Source organism: Collinsella sp. OM06-18AC (assembly GCF_003438785.1).
In the GTDB taxonomy this organism is placed as follows: domain Bacteria; phylum Actinomycetota; class Coriobacteriia; order Coriobacteriales; family Coriobacteriaceae; genus Collinsella.
In genome coordinates this window covers 15,999-34,276 of the sequence record NZ_QSTX01000014.1, presented here as the reverse complement: position 1 = coordinate 34,276, position 18,278 = coordinate 15,999, and the positions used below count along the sequence as shown (strand labels likewise).

20 protein-coding genes, 1 tRNA gene and 1 pseudogene are annotated in these 18,278 nt (G+C 60.1%); 10 read left to right on the top strand and 12 right to left on the bottom strand.

Annotation, left to right across the window (positions count from 1 at the left end; translation table 11 throughout):
- The first annotated feature begins 85 nt into the window (after positions 1-85).
- Genes DXB86_RS08650 through dut form a run of 3 tightly spaced genes read left to right on the top strand, consistent with a single transcriptional unit; the run spans position 86 to position 1,478 of the window.
- Positions 86-535 carry a LysM peptidoglycan-binding domain-containing protein gene (locus DXB86_RS08650; protein WP_158551612.1) on the top strand — a complete coding sequence of 150 codons (450 nt, stop codon included), beginning with the start codon at positions 86-88 and terminating at the stop codon, positions 533-535.
- Between the two features lie 51 nt (positions 536-586).
- Positions 587-1,030 (top strand): transcriptional regulator NrdR, encoded by a 444-nt coding sequence (gene nrdR, locus DXB86_RS08645; protein ID WP_022093781.1) that lies wholly within the window; start codon positions 587-589, stop codon positions 1,028-1,030.
- Between the two features lie 4 nt (positions 1,031-1,034).
- Complete coding sequence (gene dut / locus DXB86_RS08640; protein ID WP_117736845.1) at positions 1,035-1,478, top strand: dUTP diphosphatase; 444 nt, start codon at positions 1,035-1,037, stop codon at positions 1,476-1,478.
- A gap of 393 nt (positions 1,479-1,871) precedes the next feature.
- On the opposite strand, the gene DXB86_RS08635 is transcribed toward dut, so the two are convergent.
- Positions 1,872-3,173 carry a glycosyltransferase gene (locus tag DXB86_RS08635; protein WP_117736844.1) on the bottom strand — a complete coding sequence of 434 codons (1,302 nt, stop codon included), beginning with the start codon at positions 3,171-3,173 and terminating at the stop codon, positions 1,872-1,874.
- 118 nt (positions 3,174-3,291) lie between these two features.
- On the opposite strand from DXB86_RS08635, the gene DXB86_RS08630 reads away from it, so the two are divergent.
- Positions 3,292-4,230: an NAD(P)/FAD-dependent oxidoreductase gene (locus DXB86_RS08630; protein WP_117736843.1), complete on the top strand. Its 939-nt coding sequence runs from the start codon at positions 3,292-3,294 to the stop codon at positions 4,228-4,230.
- Positions 4,231-4,388: 158 nt separating this feature from the next.
- Here DXB86_RS08630 and mobQ read toward each other — a convergent pair whose 3' ends face one another.
- The 9 genes and pseudogenes from mobQ to DXB86_RS08585 all read right to left on the bottom strand — a co-directional run bounded on the left by mobQ (position 4,389) and on the right by DXB86_RS08585 (position 11,283).
- Positions 4,389-5,360, bottom strand: a complete 972-nt coding sequence (mobQ, locus tag DXB86_RS08625; RefSeq protein ID WP_117736842.1) for a MobQ family relaxase — start codon at positions 5,358-5,360, stop codon at positions 4,389-4,391.
- A complete protein-coding gene (locus DXB86_RS10005) occupies positions 5,361-5,654 on the bottom strand; it encodes a DUF3847 domain-containing protein (protein ID WP_021631985.1) in 294 nt (97 codons plus the stop codon).
- A 300-nt stretch (positions 5,655-5,954) separates the two neighbouring features.
- Positions 5,955-6,317: pseudogene (locus tag DXB86_RS08615) on the bottom strand (tetracycline resistance ribosomal protection protein); the annotation flags it as partial.
- 137 nt (positions 6,318-6,454) lie between these two features.
- The gene (locus DXB86_RS08610) at positions 6,455-7,321 is read right to left on the bottom strand and encodes a DegV family protein (RefSeq protein WP_117736840.1); all 867 of its coding nucleotides are present in this window, start codon (positions 7,319-7,321) and stop codon (positions 6,455-6,457) included.
- 164 nt (positions 7,322-7,485) lie between these two features.
- Entirely contained in the window at positions 7,486-8,592 is a 1,107-nt protein-coding gene (locus tag DXB86_RS08605) for an NlpC/P60 family protein (RefSeq protein ID WP_117736839.1), read from the bottom strand.
- A gap of 32 nt (positions 8,593-8,624) precedes the next feature.
- The gene (locus tag DXB86_RS08600) at positions 8,625-9,155 is read right to left on the bottom strand and encodes an adenine phosphoribosyltransferase (protein ID WP_117654782.1); all 531 of its coding nucleotides are present in this window, start codon (positions 9,153-9,155) and stop codon (positions 8,625-8,627) included.
- 40 nt (positions 9,156-9,195) lie between these two features.
- The gene (locus tag DXB86_RS08595; RefSeq protein WP_117736838.1) at positions 9,196-10,074 is read right to left on the bottom strand and encodes a MerR family transcriptional regulator; all 879 of its coding nucleotides are present in this window, start codon (positions 10,072-10,074) and stop codon (positions 9,196-9,198) included.
- Between the two features lie 3 nt (positions 10,075-10,077).
- Positions 10,078-10,512: an FHA domain-containing protein gene (locus DXB86_RS08590; RefSeq protein WP_006236002.1), complete on the bottom strand. Its 435-nt coding sequence runs from the start codon at positions 10,510-10,512 to the stop codon at positions 10,078-10,080.
- Between the two features lie 66 nt (positions 10,513-10,578).
- Positions 10,579-11,283 (bottom strand): CDP-alcohol phosphatidyltransferase family protein, encoded by a 705-nt coding sequence (locus DXB86_RS08585; protein ID WP_089573364.1) that lies wholly within the window; start codon positions 11,281-11,283, stop codon positions 10,579-10,581.
- A gap of 396 nt (positions 11,284-11,679) precedes the next feature.
- Here DXB86_RS08585 and DXB86_RS08580 point away from each other — a divergent pair, with 396 nt between their 5' ends.
- From DXB86_RS08580 to DXB86_RS08555, 6 genes are read left to right on the top strand one after another with little or no spacing between them, the layout of a single operon-like run.
- Entirely contained in the window at positions 11,680-12,408 is a 729-nt protein-coding gene (locus DXB86_RS08580; RefSeq protein WP_055250122.1) for a lantibiotic protection ABC transporter ATP-binding protein, read from the top strand.
- Positions 12,405-13,175, top strand: a complete 771-nt coding sequence (locus DXB86_RS08575; RefSeq protein WP_117736837.1) for a hypothetical protein — start codon at positions 12,405-12,407, stop codon at positions 13,173-13,175. The genes DXB86_RS08580 and DXB86_RS08575 overlap by 4 nt, the downstream gene beginning before the upstream one ends.
- Positions 13,175-13,990 (top strand): lantibiotic ABC transporter permease, encoded by an 816-nt coding sequence (locus tag DXB86_RS08570; RefSeq protein ID WP_117736836.1) that lies wholly within the window; start codon positions 13,175-13,177, stop codon positions 13,988-13,990. Before DXB86_RS08575 ends, DXB86_RS08570 begins: the two co-directional genes overlap by 1 nt.
- Entirely contained in the window at positions 13,983-14,165 is a 183-nt protein-coding gene (locus DXB86_RS08565; RefSeq protein ID WP_117736835.1) for a hypothetical protein, read from the top strand. Before DXB86_RS08570 ends, DXB86_RS08565 begins: the two co-directional genes overlap by 8 nt.
- 45 nt (positions 14,166-14,210) lie before the next feature.
- Entirely contained in the window at positions 14,211-14,873 is a 663-nt protein-coding gene (locus DXB86_RS08560; protein ID WP_117736834.1) for a response regulator transcription factor, read from the top strand.
- 26 nt (positions 14,874-14,899) lie between these two features.
- Entirely contained in the window at positions 14,900-16,297 is a 1,398-nt protein-coding gene (locus DXB86_RS08555) for a sensor histidine kinase KdpD (RefSeq protein WP_117736833.1), read from the top strand.
- A gap of 607 nt (positions 16,298-16,904) precedes the next feature.
- On the opposite strand, the gene DXB86_RS08550 is transcribed toward DXB86_RS08555, so the two are convergent.
- Together DXB86_RS08550 and coaBC are read right to left on the bottom strand one after the other, a co-directional pair.
- A tRNA-Pro gene (locus DXB86_RS08550) sits at positions 16,905-16,981 on the bottom strand.
- Positions 16,982-17,061: 80 nt separating this feature from the next.
- Positions 17,062-18,276: a bifunctional phosphopantothenoylcysteine decarboxylase/phosphopantothenate--cysteine ligase CoaBC gene (coaBC, locus tag DXB86_RS08545; protein WP_233504185.1), complete on the bottom strand. Its 1,215-nt coding sequence runs from the start codon at positions 18,274-18,276 to the stop codon at positions 17,062-17,064.
- Between the last annotated feature and the right edge of the window lie 2 nt (positions 18,277-18,278).

The window sequence follows — 18,278 nt, the reverse complement described above, 5'->3', positions numbered from 1 at the left end:
CCGAACATTCGTTCTCGCGCTAGACATTTTTGTCCGCGCGGCTTGATAAAACTGTTCTCAGCAAAACACGCGAGAGGAGAACATGATGAACGTAACGAATATGGTCCAGGGAAACCTCGCCCTTAAGCTCGAGACGCCTGCAGAACCCACTTTTACGGTTGTTCAGGGTGGCCGCTCCGGCTTTCAGCCTTTGACCGTAAAGCCTGCGCGCAATCAGCAGGCTGTAGTCGCGCCGGCCCGCGTTGCCCCGAAGGTTCCGACGATTGTCGCCGTCGCCGTTGCGCTTACGCTCTTCTTTGTCCTCGCTATGTCGGTCTTTAGCGCTCGTCACGCCGCGTATGCCGAGTCCGTTTCCAACATTACCTACGAGACCATTCGCGTTCAGCCTGGCGATTCTCTTTGGTCGCTTGCCGAAGAATATCCAATCGAAGGCCTTTCCACGCAAGAGACTTCCGACATGATCCGTAGCGTCAATCATCTGGAGCATGGTTCGCTCGCCGCCGGTGCGCATCTTAAGGTTCCTGATCGTTCGTAATCATTATCGCGCTGCGCATGGTACCCTTATTATCGTTTAAGAGGAGGTACCATGCGCTGTCCCAAATGCGGCAAGGCACATACCCGCGTCGTTGATTCCCGTATGCAGGAGTCAAATAACACCATTAAGCGCCGTCGCGAATGTTGCTCGTGTAACTACCGCTTTACAACGTTTGAGCGATGCGAGGACCCTATCGAGGTCATTAAGTCAGATGGAACCAAGCAGCGGTTCGATCGCAATAAGCTTCTTGTCGGCTTGATGCGCGCCACCATCAAACGCGATATTGACACTAAGAAGCTCAATGAGATTATCGACGACATCGAGGTCGAGTTGCGCTCTCGCACACTGACGGCCGTCACGTCCCATGAGTTGGGTGACATGGTGCTCAAGCGTTTGGCCAAGATCGACAAGGTGGCCTACATTCGCTTTGCCTCGGTCTACCGCGATTTCAAAGACGTCGATGAGTTTCTGCAAGAGCTCGACAAGCTAAGGTGATTCCATGTCCAACATTACCGTCAACATAAAGCGTCTCGATCCCACCGTTGAGCTTCCCAAATACGCCCATCCCACTGATGCCGGCTTGGATTTGCGCTCCAACGAGGACTGCGTCCTGAAGCCCTTCGAACGCCGTCTGGTCTCTACTGGGCTGGCCATCGCTCTGCCCGATGGCTACGCCGGCTTCGTCCAGCCCCGCAGCGGCTTGGCTATCAAGCAGGGCCTGTCTATAGTCAACACGCCGGGCCTCATCGACGCCCACTACCGAGGAGAACTCATGGTCATCCTCATTAACCTGGATCCCACCAACGACATCCGAATCAACAAAGGCGACCGCATCGCCCAGCTCGTCATCCAAGAAGTTCCCACGGTCAACCTCGTAGAAGTAGAAGAACTAGACAAAACCGACCGAGGCAAAGGAGGCTTCGGCTCCAGCGGCGTCGCCTAGGGCGCTCGTATCCCGCCCGCCCGCCTCTCACACATATCATTCCATGCTCAAACATTCTCGCGTCGCTTCGCTCGCTGCGAAACTGCGCGTGGAACGATATAGGTAAGCCCCGGGCGGGCGGCTACTCGCTTGAGATAATATTTACTTTTCTAGTAAGTCGATGCGATGAAGGGACGCCTCCTTTGTCGCATCGACTTACTGTATTTATATTTTCTGGTTCCCCTTTGCAGATTCTACTGGTGGGGAATCTGGTATAGCCGCTGGTACGTTAACGCAGCTTACCTGCGGGAGGCCCCTATATATCGTCCCGCGCGCAGTTTCGCAGCGAAGCGAGAATGTTTGAGCACGGGATGATATATAGGGGCCTCCCGCAGGTAAGCGGACATTAAGACGCTACCTGATATGCGCAGGTTTTTCGCCCCAGTAGAAGCGGCAGAAGGCTCGTTTGCGCTTTTGGGGTTTGCCTACGAGCTCCATGGTTGCGATGGCTATGTCTTCGGCTGCGTGGGGGCGGCGTAGTACTTCGCCGTTGATGAGCAGTGCCTTGAGCGACTCAGGATGATCGTGGAGATGACGCAACGTCACGATGAGCTCTCGTGCGGTGGTGACATGCATGCTGGCGCCCATGCCGGTGAGCATGGTGGTGTTGGCCTTTTCCTGGCCATAGGACTTGCCCAGCAGGATCATCGGCAGGTGTGCGCACAGGCATTCGGTGACGGTGAGTCCGCCCGATTTGAGAATTGCCAGGTCGCAGCCGTGCATGAGGGCCGCCATGTCGTCGACATAGTCCAGCACCGTGACATTTTCGAGCTTCATGGCATCGAAGAGTGTCTTGAGGCGGGCGGCGTATTCCTTATCCCTGCCCGGCAAAAAGACAAAGTGCATGTCTTCGAAGCTGCGTAGGAAGGGGAGGGTGCGGTCCATCTCTGCGCGAAAGCGAACGTACGGTTGAGGCAAGCTGGCACCGGCCATTACCAGCACGACGGTCTTGTCGGTGGGGAGGTTGAACTTAGCTAGCTCTTCTTCGCGATCATAATCCGTGTCGAATCCGGCGCGAATAGGAATGCCGGTAATGCGAATCTTTGTTTCGAGCACCTTGCGCGGACGCAGCGTTTCGGCCATAAATTCGTTGGCAACACAGAATAAATCGGTGTCCTTGTGGGGCCACCATCCCTCGACTTCGTAGTCGGTCGGTACGCAGATGACCGGATAATCGATACCCGTAATTACGCGGGCGCCCACGGCAACATTGGCTGCTGTGATGTGCGTTGCAACCACGGCTATGGGCCTGCGGCTACGAATATATTCGTTGAAGGCGGGGAACATAATTCGCGACCATGCCGTTCCGCCACCCCAGAGAAGATGTCCCGTAAGCGTATATCGCCAGGTCAGGTCGTAAATGGGGCGCGTGGCTCCCGTAAAAGAAGCCGCGGTCTTATTGCCGTCGAATTTAATACGTCCAAAATCAAGGATATCGAGCACTTCAATCTCAATATCCTCGGGGATGCCATTGGTGCCGCGGATGAGGTCGAATGCCTGCGCAATCGCATTTGCGGCGGCCTTGTGGCCCGAGCCAACGGAGGCGTGCACGATGGTCACGAGAGGTTTTTGCTGAGCCAGGAGCGTGGTTTGCTCCGATTGGGGAGTGCTGTGCGTGAGCAGGGGAGCGTCGTCACTCGTCTGCGCCTGGTCCATCGATAACTCCCCTTCAGCTTTGTAATACGGATTTATCATTGTAGTGCATGAGTGTCACGTTCACGTAAATTTGGGTATGAGCGCAAAGAACGACAACGTTTCGACGAAAGGACGCTTCATGACTACCGATAAGCCGATCGATGTTGCGATTATCGGTGGCGGCCCCGCGGGCTATGCTGCCGCCATTTATGCTGCGCGTGCTAACCTGACGACGACCGTGATTGAGCAGGGCATGTCGGGAGGGCAGATCGCCACAACCAATGAGGTCGAGAACTATCCGGGTATCTCGCTCCTGAGTGGCGCCGAACTCGGCGAGCGTTTTCAGCAGCATGCAGAGGGCCTGGGAGCACAGGTTGCATGGAGCATGGTTACGGGTGTCGATTACGATGCCGATGCAGCGTTGTTTACGGTGCATCACGATATGGGCGATACGCTGGCCCCGAGCGTTATCGCTTGCATGGGTGCCACGCCGCGTCCGGCAGGTTTCGCAGGCGAGGATACGTATCGCGGTCGTGGCGTTTCATATTGCGCAACATGTGACGGCATGTTTTTCCGCGGCAAGCAGGTTTTTGTAATCGGTGGTGGCAATTCGGCATGCGAAGAGGCTCTGTTCCTGTCCGACATTGCCAACAGTGTGACCATCGTGCTGCGCCGCGACCAGTTCCGTGCGCCCGATGGTGTTGTTCAGAAAGTACTCGCAAAGGACAATATTACAGTTAGGTACCAAACTAGTATTGTGGAGCTATCGGGCGAAGCCATGCCAACGACGATTACCTTTAAGGACAATGCATCCGGCGAGACTCATACCGAGTCATTTGAGCCCGGCTCGTTTGGCATCTTTGTTTTTACCGGAACGCAGCCCCATACCGAGCTTGTTGAGCATCTAGTCGATCTGGCGCCTGATGGCGGCATTCTGACTGATGAATCCATGGCGACCCGCACGCCAGGTCTATTTGCCGCTGGCGATATCCGTTCCAAACGTTTACGCCAGGTTGTGACCGCTGTTTCGGACGGAGCCATAGCGGCAACGAGCGCATACGCGTTTCTCCGTGGATAAGTACGATAATATATCTTATGTAAGGTTGTTATATTTAATCATTTAATAGATTTCTAATTATCTCTTTAGATGTTCTTATATGCCGGTATAGCCCGTTATTCCGGGCTTTTCCGGCACTTTTCATATCGGAAGAACCTCACAAATCTTTTTATTACCCCTCATGTTTTCGCTCTCAAAAGTAGTAAAAGCAGTAGTAAATTCTGCGTACTACTTATGCCGCCTTGGTTTCCTCGGCGCTTGGCGGCAAGGGTCGGGGCCTGGGGCTTGCTCAATTCTTCTTTTATGGCCTTAATCCAATCCGTCAGGCCGGCGATTTTCTTCCGAATATCCCGCAGAATGTTGTTGGCCTTTTTTATCCAGCGGTTCAGATCGCCCTTGTCGGTGGGGATGCCCTTGGCCTCCATCTGGCGGACGGCCACGCCCTCATGGACGGTGGGCAGCAGGTCAAGGCCCTGACGCTCATAGGAGCGGTGGTCGATGCGGCAGGTCAGCCCCTTTTCCTCAAACTTGGCGTTCACCATAGCGGCCCACGCCTCCCGCCAATGTTCCAGTGTTTCCGGGCTTCCCCAGTCGGTAGTGGGAACAGCGTCAAAGAGGGGCTTGCCGTCCTCTCCCATAATGCGGTTCCCGTCCTCGTCCAGACGGTAGCGGCGGCGCTGCTTGCACCCCCATTTGCCGTCTGGCTCAATGGGCCGGATGGGGCAGAGAACATGAAAGTGTGGGTTAGGAATACCGCCGTCCTCCTTGTCCGGCTGGTGGATGGCAAAGTCGGCAATCATGCCCCGGCCCACAAGCTGCTCCGAAACAAATTGCCTTGCAAGAGCGATGTTTTCCTCCAATGAAAACTCGTTCTGCAAGGCAATGTCAAAGCTATATGCAAGCTGGGCTTTCTTGCCGCGCTCGGCCTTCTCCACGGCGTTCCAGAGGGTGGCGCGGTCTTGGTACTGGTTGGGGGCCTGGGGCGGCAGGAGAATGTCTGTGCAGACCACGCCGCCCTTGTGGGTGTAGTCGCTGACCTCGCCATAGTATTCGCTATACAATTTCTCCCCGGCTCGGTAGGCGGCGGACGTGACAACAGACTGTCCCGCGCTCCGTTTGACCTGGGTAACGTGGAGATGGAACAGGGCCAATTATCCGCTTTCCTGCTGGTCAGTGGCTTGGCTCACCAGGGCGGCAACTTCCGGCAGGGAAAAGACCTTTTCCATCAAAAGAAAAAAGGCCCTTTCGCTCATGCCGCGCACCTCCGGGGCGATACTCTCCACCGCTCCGCCACGGGTGATAAGTCGGTGGTTTCGCTTCTTCCTTTCGCCTTGGGTGTAGTAGCGGATGCGGTTCTCATACCGCTGGCCTCTGTGCTGGTACTGCTCCAACTTAGCGGTGGCCTCAGCATACTCTTTCTCTAATTCTTCGCGTGACTTGTCCATCGTGTTTGACCTCCTTCTTGGCAAAACAAAAGACCGTCTACCTGCTGTGTCGGGTAAACGGTCAAGGGTAACGGTATTCGGTTTTAGCCTCGCTGGAAAGGTGCAGACGCAGAGCGGATGTACCTTTCCAGCGAGGGCGCAGGGATAGCCGCAAAGCGGTACAAGGGGCGCAGCCCCTTGTACGGAGCGGAGCGACGCAAACGGCCCGGACTTTCGGAAGTCCGGGCCGTAGCCTCGCAGAGCGCACGATACATGGTCGCAGACCATGTATAGAAGTGCGCCCTTTGTTCCAAAGGGATTTTATAAGTCCATCATTGATGGGAGAATTTTGTTGAACATATGGCGCACCTTATCAATCCGGGTGTTTGGGCGGCGTGGCTGAAAAACTGGTTCGCCGCTGGCGATTTGATACCCCTTCAATTCTGTTAAACAAACGCTTCTCCCGTTTGTATAACAGGTGAGGTCATTGCGGTACTCTTGCACACAGCGGGCAGGGATTTCGCCAGTAAAAATCACCTCGCTGTTTTTAACCTGGGTCGTTTCAATACTCGCGCAATATTTTGGTGCGTCATGATAAGCTCTGGAGAGATATTCCTGCGGCGCATAGAGTGTAAAAGAAAGATATGGTTCCAATAGCTGCGTCCCCGCCTTTTTCAACACCTGCATCGTCCTTCGTTTCGAAGGCATATCTGATGAGCTACCTCAAGTTCAATGGGTTTCATAGCTAACCGAGGTATAAGACGGGCGGGATAAGGGGCCATTGCCCCCTTATCCCGCCCGTGCGTTTGTCAAGTTGTACATTATCGGCCCGAAGCCACGCCCATGCCGTAGCCGATAATGAGGCCGTGCATCTCGGCATAGTATGAATCTAGCCCGTTACAGGGCATGATGATGGTCTTTGACCCGGGCCAGTGTTCCGCAATGCGGCTGGCGAGTGTCTGGGCGCCCGCCTCATTCTCGACATGGTCGATAACGACCTCGCCACCAGTAAAGCCTTCGGCCTCCATGGTGTCGATGATCTTGTTTAGCATCTTCTTTTCGCCACGCGTGTGCCCGACGAGTTCGATTTTACCGGCCTCACTCGCCGTGCCCAAAATGCGAATATTAAGCTTGTTGGCAATGACGCCGGCTGCCTTAGGGATACGTCCGGCTTTGGCGAGGTTTTCGTAATTGCACAAGCTGAAGAGGATTTTGCTGTTCTGCTCAAGGCTATCAAAGTATGCGCAAGCGTCTTCGAATGAGACATTCGGATTGCTTGCAAGATAGCGGTCGAACAGCAAGAAAATGAGGTCCATTTTGCCGCCAGCTGCGCGTGAATTGACTAGATGAATCTGTCGGTCGGGCTCCTCGGCAAGAACCATATCGCGAGCCGTGGCTGCCGCGTTGTAGCTGCCCGACACGCCCTCAGAGATCGGCATGCAGATGGTCTTGTCTGCCAATTTGAAGAGTTCGGCCCACTCCCCTACGCTGGGACAAGCGCTCGAAGAAGCGTTCGTCTCCGCCTGAACAGCGCAGTTGAGCTCATGTACATCGAGCGAAAGGTCATCGACGAATTCACGCTCCCCCACTCGAATTTTGAGGGGCGCAAATGCAAAGGTGGTATGGGGCGCGGTCGGTTGCCAATCGCGGAGGTTACAGCTTGAATCGGAGATAAGTGCCCAGCTCATAGAGGGTCCTTTCTAATTGTTCCCATACAATTATAGCCTTATTGCTGACCGATTGGGCCGCTATCTAGTATTCAAAACTAGATAGCGGCCTGCACTAAAGGCAAAAGAATGGACCCCATGACTCAAAGTCACGAGGTCCATATCCGTTTGCTTTATCTGAATACTTAGTAGCGAACGAAGATATAGTTGTTGTTCATGCCGGCGGCAACGGAGCTGATGATGACGCCCGTTTTGTAGTCAGAAGCATGGATCATCTGACCATTACCGATATAGATGCCGGTATGGTAGGAGTTAACCACAACATCGCCGGGTTGCGGATCGGACACACGGGTCCAACCCATGAAGTCGACCGTGGTGCCCAGACGGCAGTAGCGTCCCGTGAGGCAATAGCTTACAAAACCGGAGCAGTCAAAGCTGTTCGGCCCAATGCCACCCCAAGAGTAAGCGTATCCGAGTTTGCTATAGGCACGCGAAACAACGGAACCGCCGTCAACGGACTGGCTCGGTGCGGAAGGCGTCGGAGCCGGAGCCGGAGCGGGCGTCGGGGGCTGCGGAGCGGGCGCGGGCGTGTTTCCGCCGTCGTTGGTCGTACCGCCACCCTTGTTGGTGTTCTCGGTCGTACCGGCGGTGTCGTTACTCACCGTGGCCTTTTCGGCGGTGCTGGCGTTTATACCAGCCTGCAGCGCGGCGTTGGCCTCGGCCTCGGCAGCAAGCTCGGCCTGCAGCTGTGAATCCAGGGAGTCCACGACGCTCTGGGCCTCAGCCTGCTGGGCATTGAGCTCGTCGACCTTCTTTTGCGTCGCGGCGACGTTTTTCTCCTGCTCGGCCTGCTTATCGGTGAGCTGCTGCTTAAGGTCCTTGACCTCCTGAATGGTTTGGGCCTGCTTGTCGGACACCTTGCCGTAGTAGAAGAGACGGTTGAGCATATCGCTCAGGTCATCGACGCCCGTCAAAACCTGAAGCAGGCTCAGACCGCCGGTTTTGTACTCGCCGGCGACATAGGTCGAGAGCTTGGCCTGGCCTTCGACGATCTCCTGCTGCTTTTGCGTGATCTCGCCTGCAGTCTGATCAAGCTCCTGCGTCTGTGCGGAGAGTTCATCGTGAATTTGCTGGGTTTGCGTGCCGATCTGCTCGAGCTTGGTACGGGCAGCGGCAAGGTCGGATGCGGTATCGGCGTAGGCCGGAGCCACGAGGCCCAGGCCCAAAACACAAGCGAGGGTTGCCGTAGCAGCGCAGCGTGCCATGTTTCTGTGCGTGTTTGCTGTGCGCATGGAGCTTCCTTTCCGGTATCTAAGGGTAGCGGCTAGTCCACCGTTACCAGGCTAAAGAGCTCAACGTCCTCGTTAGAAGGCGTGAGCTTCTTGCGCGGGTTGAGAAACGCAAGCTCAAGGATACAACCGTAGCCCACAAGCTTTGCGCCCATATCTCGCACCAGTTTACCTGTTGCCTCGACGGTTCCGCCCGTCGCGACCAAGTCATCCAGAATCAACACGGTATCTTTAGAGCTGATAGCGTCGGCATGGATCTCAATTGAATCGGTGCCGTACTCGAGCTCGTAGCTCTGGCTTACGGTCTCGCGCGGCAGCTTGCCCGGTTTACGTGCGGGAACAAAGCCGGCGCCAAGGGCTACAGCCACCGGTACGCCAACCATAAAGCCGCGAGCCTCGGGACCCACGACCTTGGTGATTCCCATGCCGGCAAAGTGCTCGGCGAGGGAATCGGTCATGGCTTTGAGCGCCTCGGGATTGCCAAAGAGCGGCGTGATGTCTTTAAAGATGACTCCGGGCTCGGGATAGTCGGGGATGTCGACGATTTGAGATTCGAAGTCGTACATTGCATGACCTTTCAATGGGTTGCCGGATAAGCGGCAGCGGTTATTTGCCCGCCGTGGCGGTGCCGGAGTGCGAAGGGGCGACGACCTTGAGCGGCTTTACGAGAGAATCCTCGTGCGAAGCCGGCGTGGCTATCTCTTCGTTTTTGGCTTTGGTGGACTCGGAGCGAGTGATTTCCTCATCGAGTGCATCGATGTCGGCGTCCTCGACCACGGCATTGAGAGACTCAAAAACGCGGTTCTTGAGCAGCGCAGTGTGCACACCTTCGGTCAGGTCGTGAAGCTTCTTAAACGCACGTTCGAGCTTGGCGTCGCGCTCGTCATCGGAGGTATCCATTCCGAGCATGCTCACGAGCACCTGCTCAAACATCGAAGACTCGCGGTTGGCGGAAGACACGTACTGACGCAGGTTGCGGGGCTCGATATGGAAGCGTGACAGCTCGGAGCAGTAGCGGATGATTGGAAAATCGCGACCATCGACGAGCTCACGATTCTGCGGACTCTTGATGATGCGAATGAGGTCGTTCTCGGCGAGCGAGCGGATAAACGAAATCTCGACGCCCAGCATATCGGGAATGGTCTCAATGGGATGCAGCTTTTGCTTAGTCTCCTTGGGCTCCGTCTTGAGCGGAACATCGGACAGCAAGCCCACCTCGTAAGCGAGCGTTGACAGGTCCGTGGCGTTTTCCAAGCGCTGCTTAATCACGTTGAGCGGCATGTAGCGGGTCTTCTGCAAATGCAGGATGACCTCCAGGCGATCAACGTCCTCCTTAGAGTATTGACGGTATCCCTTGGGCGTACGATGAGGGGTGATGAGCCCCTCATCTTCTAGAAATCTAATTTTTGAGTTCGAAAGATCGGGGTATGCGCCTCGAAGTAGGTTGACGACTTGGCCGATACTCAGATAGTTGCGTTCGGCCATGCCCTACTCACCGGTTTCGATGCGCTCCGGCGTGCTCTCGTGGTAGATGAGCGTAAACGTACCGATCTGGACGGAAGAACCGTCGTGCAGCGGGGCTGCATTGACGATGGCACCGTCGACCCAGGTGCCATTGAGCGAGCCCAAGTCCTCGATGCGAGCGCCGAGGCCCTCGCGGATAATGCGCGCGTGGCTGCGCGATACGGTCATGTCATTGAGGAAGATGCCGTTCGCAGGATCGCGGCCGATGGTGGTCACGTCGTCCTCGAGCTCAAAGGCGGCACCAGTCTGCGGACCCTTGACGATGGACAGAACGGGGGCGGTGATGCGCACGTTGGCCATGAGGTCGGGAACGGTGACGTCGCTTGAAGGCACGCGGAATACGCAGGTAGCGTCAGCAGTCTTATCATTCTGAGGCATATTGTTAACCATGTTGTCCATGACAACCCCTAACTTATCGCGGACGTGCCGCAAATAAAGAACCGTACGTAATCATACCCCAACGAATCAGTCTTCGATTTCGGGGTTCAGAAAGTCGATGTCCTCGTCCTCGGGATGCGCGAGAGCCTGTTTAATGGCCACTCCGCCCTTAATGGAATAGATGACAGCCGTGAGCATGGAGAAGATCACGCCGCCGTACACAAAGAAGATGCCGAGGGGCACCGAGCTTCCGTTGAGGCCCGGGAAGGCCGTAAGGGTTGAAGGTAAAAGATGCAGGCCGTCAATAACGGGGAACCCGAGCAGCATGAGCGAGAAGCCGGTCATGAGCAGTGCAGTGGCAATCTTTCCGGGAAAGACGACATCGATGGGGCGACGGTGATAATGACGAACGATAAGCGTGCCGATGCCCAGATAGATGTCGCGGCCAATAATGAGCACGCAGACCCAGATGGGCAGCTCTCCGCGGACCACCAGCCCAAGTACGCCGGTGAACAGCAGCGCACGGTCGCAGATGGGGTCCATGACCTTGCCGAGCCACGAGACCGTCTTGGTCATGCGGGCGATCTGACCGTCCATCCAGTCGGTAGAGGCGGCAACGGCGTAGATAACGATGGCGATGACGCGGTTGTTATCCGTCACAAACAGGTACAGAAATACCAGAGTGAGGATCAGGCGCGTAAAGGTGATGAAATTGGAGATCGTAAAGATCTTATTCGACGGGTAATCGGAAGTGCCGATAAGCTCCTTTTTGATCTTCTTTTTGATGCCCACAGGACTCCCCCGCTGGTTAACGACAAAACTTTCGCTACTATACCCGTTCCGGCGATGTCTATCCAGCGTAAGCATAGAGAGTCCAGACATGAGGAAGGCGCTTTTGGGCGGCGGTGGATTTCACATTCGTGTACATCAGCCTCCAAACATGCCGAAAAATGTCGGTTTTGGAGGGTGATGTACACGTTTTGATTCGGTGATTACATCGATCGGGAAAGTTGTTGCCTTAAGCAAATTAATCATGATGTGCGGGTCGAGAAGGGTTGGCGCCAAAAGAACCCAACGGCCGTTATGGCTTCGTTAGAAACGCGCCCCACCATGGATGGTGAACCCGAAAGGTAAGGCGCGCGGGCACGGTGACTCGGCCCGCGCTCCCGGAAGAGAAAGGATAAACCCATGGGTTACATGCTCGAGACGCGTGGGCTCACCAAGCGCTTCGGCCGCGGCGACCAGGCGCAGGACGCCGTGGCCGACGTGAGCCTTCATATCCGCGAGGGCGAGGTGTACGGGCTGCTCGGTCCCAACGGCGCCGGCAAGTCGACAACGCTCAAGATGATCTGCGGGATGCTGCGGCCGACGGCCGGGGAGATCCTCTTTGCCGGGCACGCCTGGCGCCGCGAGGACCTCTACGCAATCGGCAGCCTCATCGAGGAGGCGCCGCTCTACCCCAACCTCACCGCGCGCGAGAACCTGCGCGTGCGCACCACGCTGCTGGGCCTTCCCGAGAGCCGCATAGATGAGGTGCTCGCCGCCGTGGACCTCGCGGACACCGGGAAGAAGCGCGCCGGGCGCTTCTCGATGGGCATGCGGCAGCGCCTGGGGCTCGCACTGGCGCTGATCGCCCGGCCACGCCTGCTCGTGCTCGACGAGCCCACCAACGGCCTCGACCCCATCGGCATCGAGGAGCTGCGCGACCAGATCCGCGGCTTCGCGGCGGCGGGTACGACGGTGATCGTCTCGAGCCACATCCTCTCAGAGGTGCAGCAGATGGCGGACACCATCGGCATCATCTGCGGGGGGCGCCTCGCCTACGAGGATGCGCTTCGTCCCGGGCAGGACCTCGAGGAACTCTTCATGAGCTTCTGCCGGGAAGGGCGACGAGCGCGCGGGGAGGTGGCGGCATGACGGGCGAGAAAGGCGGCCTGCTCGCGGGCCTGCGCGCCGAGGCCCTGAAGTCGCGCCACGCGGCACCGGTTCGCCTGGCCGTGCTCATGGCGCTGCCGATGCCGCTGCTCGGCGCGATGCCCTACCGGGGCGTGCAGATCTTCAGCGCGTGGAACTACTGGTACGCGCTCTTCCTGCCCGTGTCTCTATCGCTCGTGGTGGCGTGCGTCGCGCGGGCGGACGCTCGCACGCGGATGCGGGGGCTTTTGGGCCTGGGCTTCCCGCTCGGGCGCGCCTGGTGGGCCAAGGCGCTCTGGTGCCTCGCGCTCTGCACGCTCTCGAACCTCGTGGTCTTCGGCATCTACCTCGCGGGATCGGCGTTCTCCTCGCAGGGCCTCACGGCCGCGGGCACGCTCACGATGCTCCTCTGCGCGCTCGCCAACACGGTGACCGCGGCGTGGATGATCCCCGCAGGGCTCTTCCTCACGGCGCGGCTCGGCATGCTCGCGGGCATCTTCTGCCCGCTCGCCGCGCAACTCGTGGGTGGGGTCGCCTGGTCGTTGGTGCCGCTGCCGCAGCTCTTTCCGCCGTCGGCGAGCATGGTCATCCCCACGAGCTTCATCCCCGTGCTGCCGAGCGGCGAGCCACTCGCGGCGGACATGGCGCTCGGCGGGGCGCTCGCGGCGGATGGCATACTCATGCTGGCGGGCCTTGCGGTCTGCGCGCTCGCGTTCGCCGCGCTCACGGCGGCGGGCGCGGCCTGGTTCGCGCGCTCCGAGGAGAGGTGATGGCCATGACACGACTCTCCGACCCGACGCCGCACATGACTCTCTCGCGGGCCCTGCTCTCCGAGGCCCTGCGCCTGGCGCGCTCCCCGCTCTCGGCGGTGCACCTCGTCTGCGGCCTGGCAGCCGGTCTTGCCTGCGGCGAGTACTTCTCCGTAGCCCGATGGGACCCGGCGCTGGGCGCGGACGCCTACGTCCAGTTCCTCGGCGCCCTCATGCCGCTCATGTCCGCCATCGTCTGCGGGCTCGCCGTGGACGAGGAGCGCGCTGCCGGGCGCCTCGCCAACCTCACGGCGGTCCCCTCGCGCTGGCGCGCCGTCGCGGCGAAGCTGTTCGCCCTTGCGGCGTTCGGCGCCGCCGCGCTGGCCGTGGCGCTCGGCGTGTTCGGGGCCGTGCTCGCCGTCGCCGGGCGCCTGCCGCTCGGGCCCGCTCCGCTTGCGGCCGCATGGGCGGGCATCGTGCTGGGCAGCCTGCCCCTCTACGCGCTGGGGCTCGGCGTGGCCCTGCGCCTCGGCCGCAACGCCGCCATCGGCGCCGGCGCTGCGGGGGTGCTCCTCGCGTTCTTCTCGGTGGGCGGACTTGCGCACGGCCTCATGACCGGCGAGCTCACCGGTGCCCTGGCGACGCCCCTGAGCTGGGTGCCGCTCGCCTGGCCCGCGCGCCTGGGGTCGCTCGGGGTGGAGGCCATCATCGACGCCGCACGCGCGGCGGGCCCTCTCCTCACGACTGCGCTCGCTGGCATCGTGCTCACCCTGGCAGCCGACACCGTCCTTCTCGCCTGGTTCTGCCGCTTCGAGGACGGGAGGGCAGATGCGTAGGAGGCCGCTCGCCGCCGTGCTCGTCCCCCTCTCCGCAGCGTTTGTCCTGGGCGGGAATGCCCTGCTCGACGCCGGCTGGGGTTCGGCGCTGCGCTCGATCGCCGACTGCGTGCTGCCCAACCCTGAGATCGTCATGTTGGCGCCCGCGGCTGCGCGCAGGGCTCTGGACCGCTGAGCGCGGCGCTAGTACAATTCCGACGAGAGTTTCAGGAGGTCTAACATGGCGAGGATACTGGCAGTGGATGATGAACGGGCGATCCTCGACGCGCTCGCGCGCGTCCTCGGCCGCGACGGCCATGAGGTCGTCAGGACAGCGGACCCGACGGCGGTCCCGGGGATGGACCTCTCGCGCTTCGACCTCGTGCTCTGCGACGTCATGATGCCGGGGCTCGACGGCTTCGAGCTCGTGCGGCAGATCCGCCCAGACTTCGACGGGCCCATCGTCTTCCTGACCGCGCGCGTGGCCGAGGAGGACGCCGTGGCCGGCTACGGCCTGGGCGCCGACGACTACGTCCGCAAGCCCTTCGGGGCCGCGGAGCTGCGCGCCAAGGTCGCGGCCCATCTACGCCGTGAGCGCCGGCCGCGCTCGCACGCCCTCTCCTTCGGGGAGGTGCGGATCGACCTCGGGGCGCGCGGCCTCGCCGTGAGCGGCGAGGCCGTGCCGCTCACGCCCACCGAGTACGCCATCTGCGAGTACCTCGCCCGCCACCCCGGGCAGGTCATGAGCCGCGCGCAGATACGCGAGGCGGTGCTCGGCTGGGAGAGCGTCGCCGACGACGCGGCCATATCCATGCAGGTCAGCCGCGCCCGGAGGAAACTCTCCGAGGCCGGCGCCGATCCGATCGCGACCGTCTGGGGGATGGGGTACAAGTGGCAGCTCTGAGGATCGGGGCGCGAGGTCGCGGCGGCATGCCGCTCTCCTTCGTCATCGCGCGCTACTTCGCCTACGCGTTCGCGGCGGTCGCCACGGCGTGGCTCGCCTCGTTCATGGTGCTCTCCGTGGCGATCAACGCGGGCGTCGTCTACGAGGCAAGCTGGGGGCCGGCCAATGCGCGCGAGGTCGCGGAGGGCCTGGCACGCGACGGCGTCTGCGGGCAGCAGGACGTGCCGACGGCCTACCGCTACCTCATCCTGAACAAGGACGGATACGTTCTGATGACAGACCTCGAGGGCACGCGGCTCGAGGACGCGACGGAAATGGCCCGTACGGCACTCGCCGCGGATCCGGGCACAGTGGAGATCGAGGGCGGGGGTTCGGGCCTCACCTACGCCGCGTTCCCGCTCAAGGGCGGCGGTGCCTGCGCACTCGTCAGCGAGTACCTGCCGCAGTGGGTCTCGCGCGACCTCGCCGGCCTGCTTCCCAACCCGCAGAACCTCATGCTCGTCGGCGCCACGGCGGGAAGCGCGCTCGCGCTTGCGCTCGTGGCGCGCCGCGCGAGCCGCGTGATCTCGCGCAAGATGGCGCCGCTTGCGGAGGCGGCGGGGCGCGTCGGCGCGGGGGAGCTCGACTTCGCGGTCGGCAGTACTAACGTGCGCGAGGTGAACGACGTCCTCGCCGCGATGGACGCCATGCGGGCCTCCCTCGCCGAGTCGCTCGAGGCCCGCTGGGCCGCGGAGCGGGGGCAGCGCGAGCAGATGGCGTCGCTTGCCCACGATCTCAAGACGCCGCTCACCGTGCTGCGCGCCAACGCCGACTTCGTGGCGGAGGAGCTGGAAGACGAGAATGACAGCGACCTCTCGGCCGCCGCGCGCGACATAGCCGGCGGTGTCGAAAGGCTCGACGGCTACGTGCGCCTGCTCATCGAGGCCTCGCGCGGGTCCGGCGGGGCGGAGAGGGCCCCCATGCGGCCGGCCGAGCTCTGCGAGCAGGTTCTCGCCGAGGCCGCTCAGATCGCCCGGGCACGAGGCGTGACGCTCGACGCGGCCACGGGCCCCGCTGTCGCGGGCGCGCCCGAGGCCCCGCTCGACCGAACCGCCCTGGCGCGAGCCGCCGCGAACCTCGTGGCCAACGCCGCCGAGCACGCACGCTCGCGCGTGGCTGTCTCCTGCGACGTCGCGGGAGGGCGCCTCGTCATCGAGGTCGCCGACGACGGACCGGGCTTTTCTCCCGCCGCCCTCGAACGCGGCTGCGAGCGCCTCTTCACAGACGACTCCTCCCGCTCCTCGCGTGACGGGGGCCGCCACTACGGGCTCGGCCTCCACGTCGCCTCCGAGGCCGCGAGCGCCCACGGGGGCTCCGTCTCGCTCGCCAACGGCCCCTCGGGCGGCGCGGTGGCCACCATCGCGGTCCCCCTGTGCGGGATCTGACGACTTCCTCGATGTATACCCCGACTGCGATATGTCGCTCGCCGAGGCCGCGACGAGATGGTGTTGCGTCTGCCCCGTTTGGTGCTTCTAGCTCAAATTTGATCTGATGTAAGGCCCGTGCAATTCTGCATGGGCCTTTCTTTTAGTAATTGCTCGACCGATTCGTGGCTTGAAACACAAATTATCAAGTTAAGGAGACATGGGGTCATACAGCGGCTTTCAGAGCGCCTGCCGCACTCCCCTGTCATTACCTTTGCGGCGCCCTCGTATAGAGCCCATCCTGCTTGGCGTTTCGTTGCAACAGCCCACTTGTCCACCGATCAAGTTAACTACTGGAATAAATACAGCGACACGCTTGTTCGTTTCAGTTGCTATATCTATGTAAATCGCCGCGATAAATGCGGCCCGTTCTCGGTTGTATACCAGCTACGCGTATGTAGATTCATATCGCGTTAATAAATCGGCTCAAGTGCGTGCAAAACGCGCAGGTAGCCGCAAAAGGCGATTATCGCGTAGGTAGATTTTTGGCACCCTGTTGCTTAAACAAAATTAAGCAATTGCTTAAAACAAAAAAGGTCAGGCACAAGGTGCCTGACCTGCAAACTTCTGGTCGGGACGACTGGATTCGAACCAGCGACCCCTTGACCCCCAGTCAAGTGCGCTACCAAGCTGCGCCACGTCCCGAAGCTATTGTTTGTTGCTCTGCTCTCGCTCGCAACAGGGAGTATATTAACCCGAAACTTTAGACTTGTGCAAGAACTTTTTTACAAATTTTGAAGCAAGTCCAAAATTGTATCTGCGAGCTGGGGTTTTGTTAGAACGGGAAGTTCTTGCGTACCCGTTGTGCTCACAATCCAGGCCTTGTTGGTATCGGTTCCAAAGCCCGAATCGGCGCGTGAGACATCGTTGGCGATAATGGCATCGCAACCCTTGCGGTCGAGCTTTCGCTGTGCGTACTCCAGGACGTTATCGGTCTCGGCCGCAAAGCCGATCACGCACCGCTCCCCCTTCTGGCGCGAAAGCTCAGCCAAAATATCGACCGTCTCGACCAGTTTGATGCGATCCAAGCGCTCGTTGGCCTTTTTGAGCTTATGGTCCGCAGGGGATACGGGGGTGTAGTCGGCGACAGCGGCCGCACAAATGGCCACATCGGCCGTCTGAAAGGCGCTGAGCGCTGCCTTCAGCATTTCAGCGGCGGTCTGCACGCGCACGCACTCCACGCCGTGGGGAACGTCGAGCGATGTCGGTCCCAGCACGAGCGTGACGGCGGCACCGCGACGTGCGGCCTCCCCCGCCAGGGCGATACCCATCTTGCCCGAAGAACGGTTGCCAATAAAGCGCACGGGATCGATCGGCTCGTGCGTGGGGCCGGCGGTAATCACGATGCGCTTATCTGCCAGGTCCTGAGGCGCGGGGTTGAGCACCTCGCAGACAGCCTCGACGATGTCCTCGGGCTCGCTCATGCGTCCCGTGTCCACGTCGCCGCAGGCAAGGTAGCCGCTGCCGGGTCCCACCACATGGACACCGCGCTCGCGCAGCGTGGACATGTTGGCCTGTGTCGCCGGCGCCTTCCACATGCCGTTGTTCATAGCGGGTGCGATCACGATGGGTCGCGGCGTCGCAAGTAGCGTGGTGGAGATGAGGTCGTCGGCGATGCCGTTGGCCATCTTGGCGATGATATTGGCCGTCGCGGGCGCCACGACCACCAGATCGGGCTCTTGCGCCAGCGAAATGTGGTGGATGGGGTCGGAGGGGTCGTCGAACAGGCCTACGGCGACGGGCTCGTTGGTGAGCGCACGGAAGGTGAGCGGGCCGACAAACTCGGTGGCATGCTCGCTCATAACGACCTTGACGCGCGCGCCGCGCTTTTGGAGCTGGCGCACGATATTGCACGACTTATAGGCGGCGATCCCGCCGGTAATGCCCAGCAGGATCGTTTTTCCCTCAAGTTGCATTGAATTGTTGGATGCCGCCGTCATCG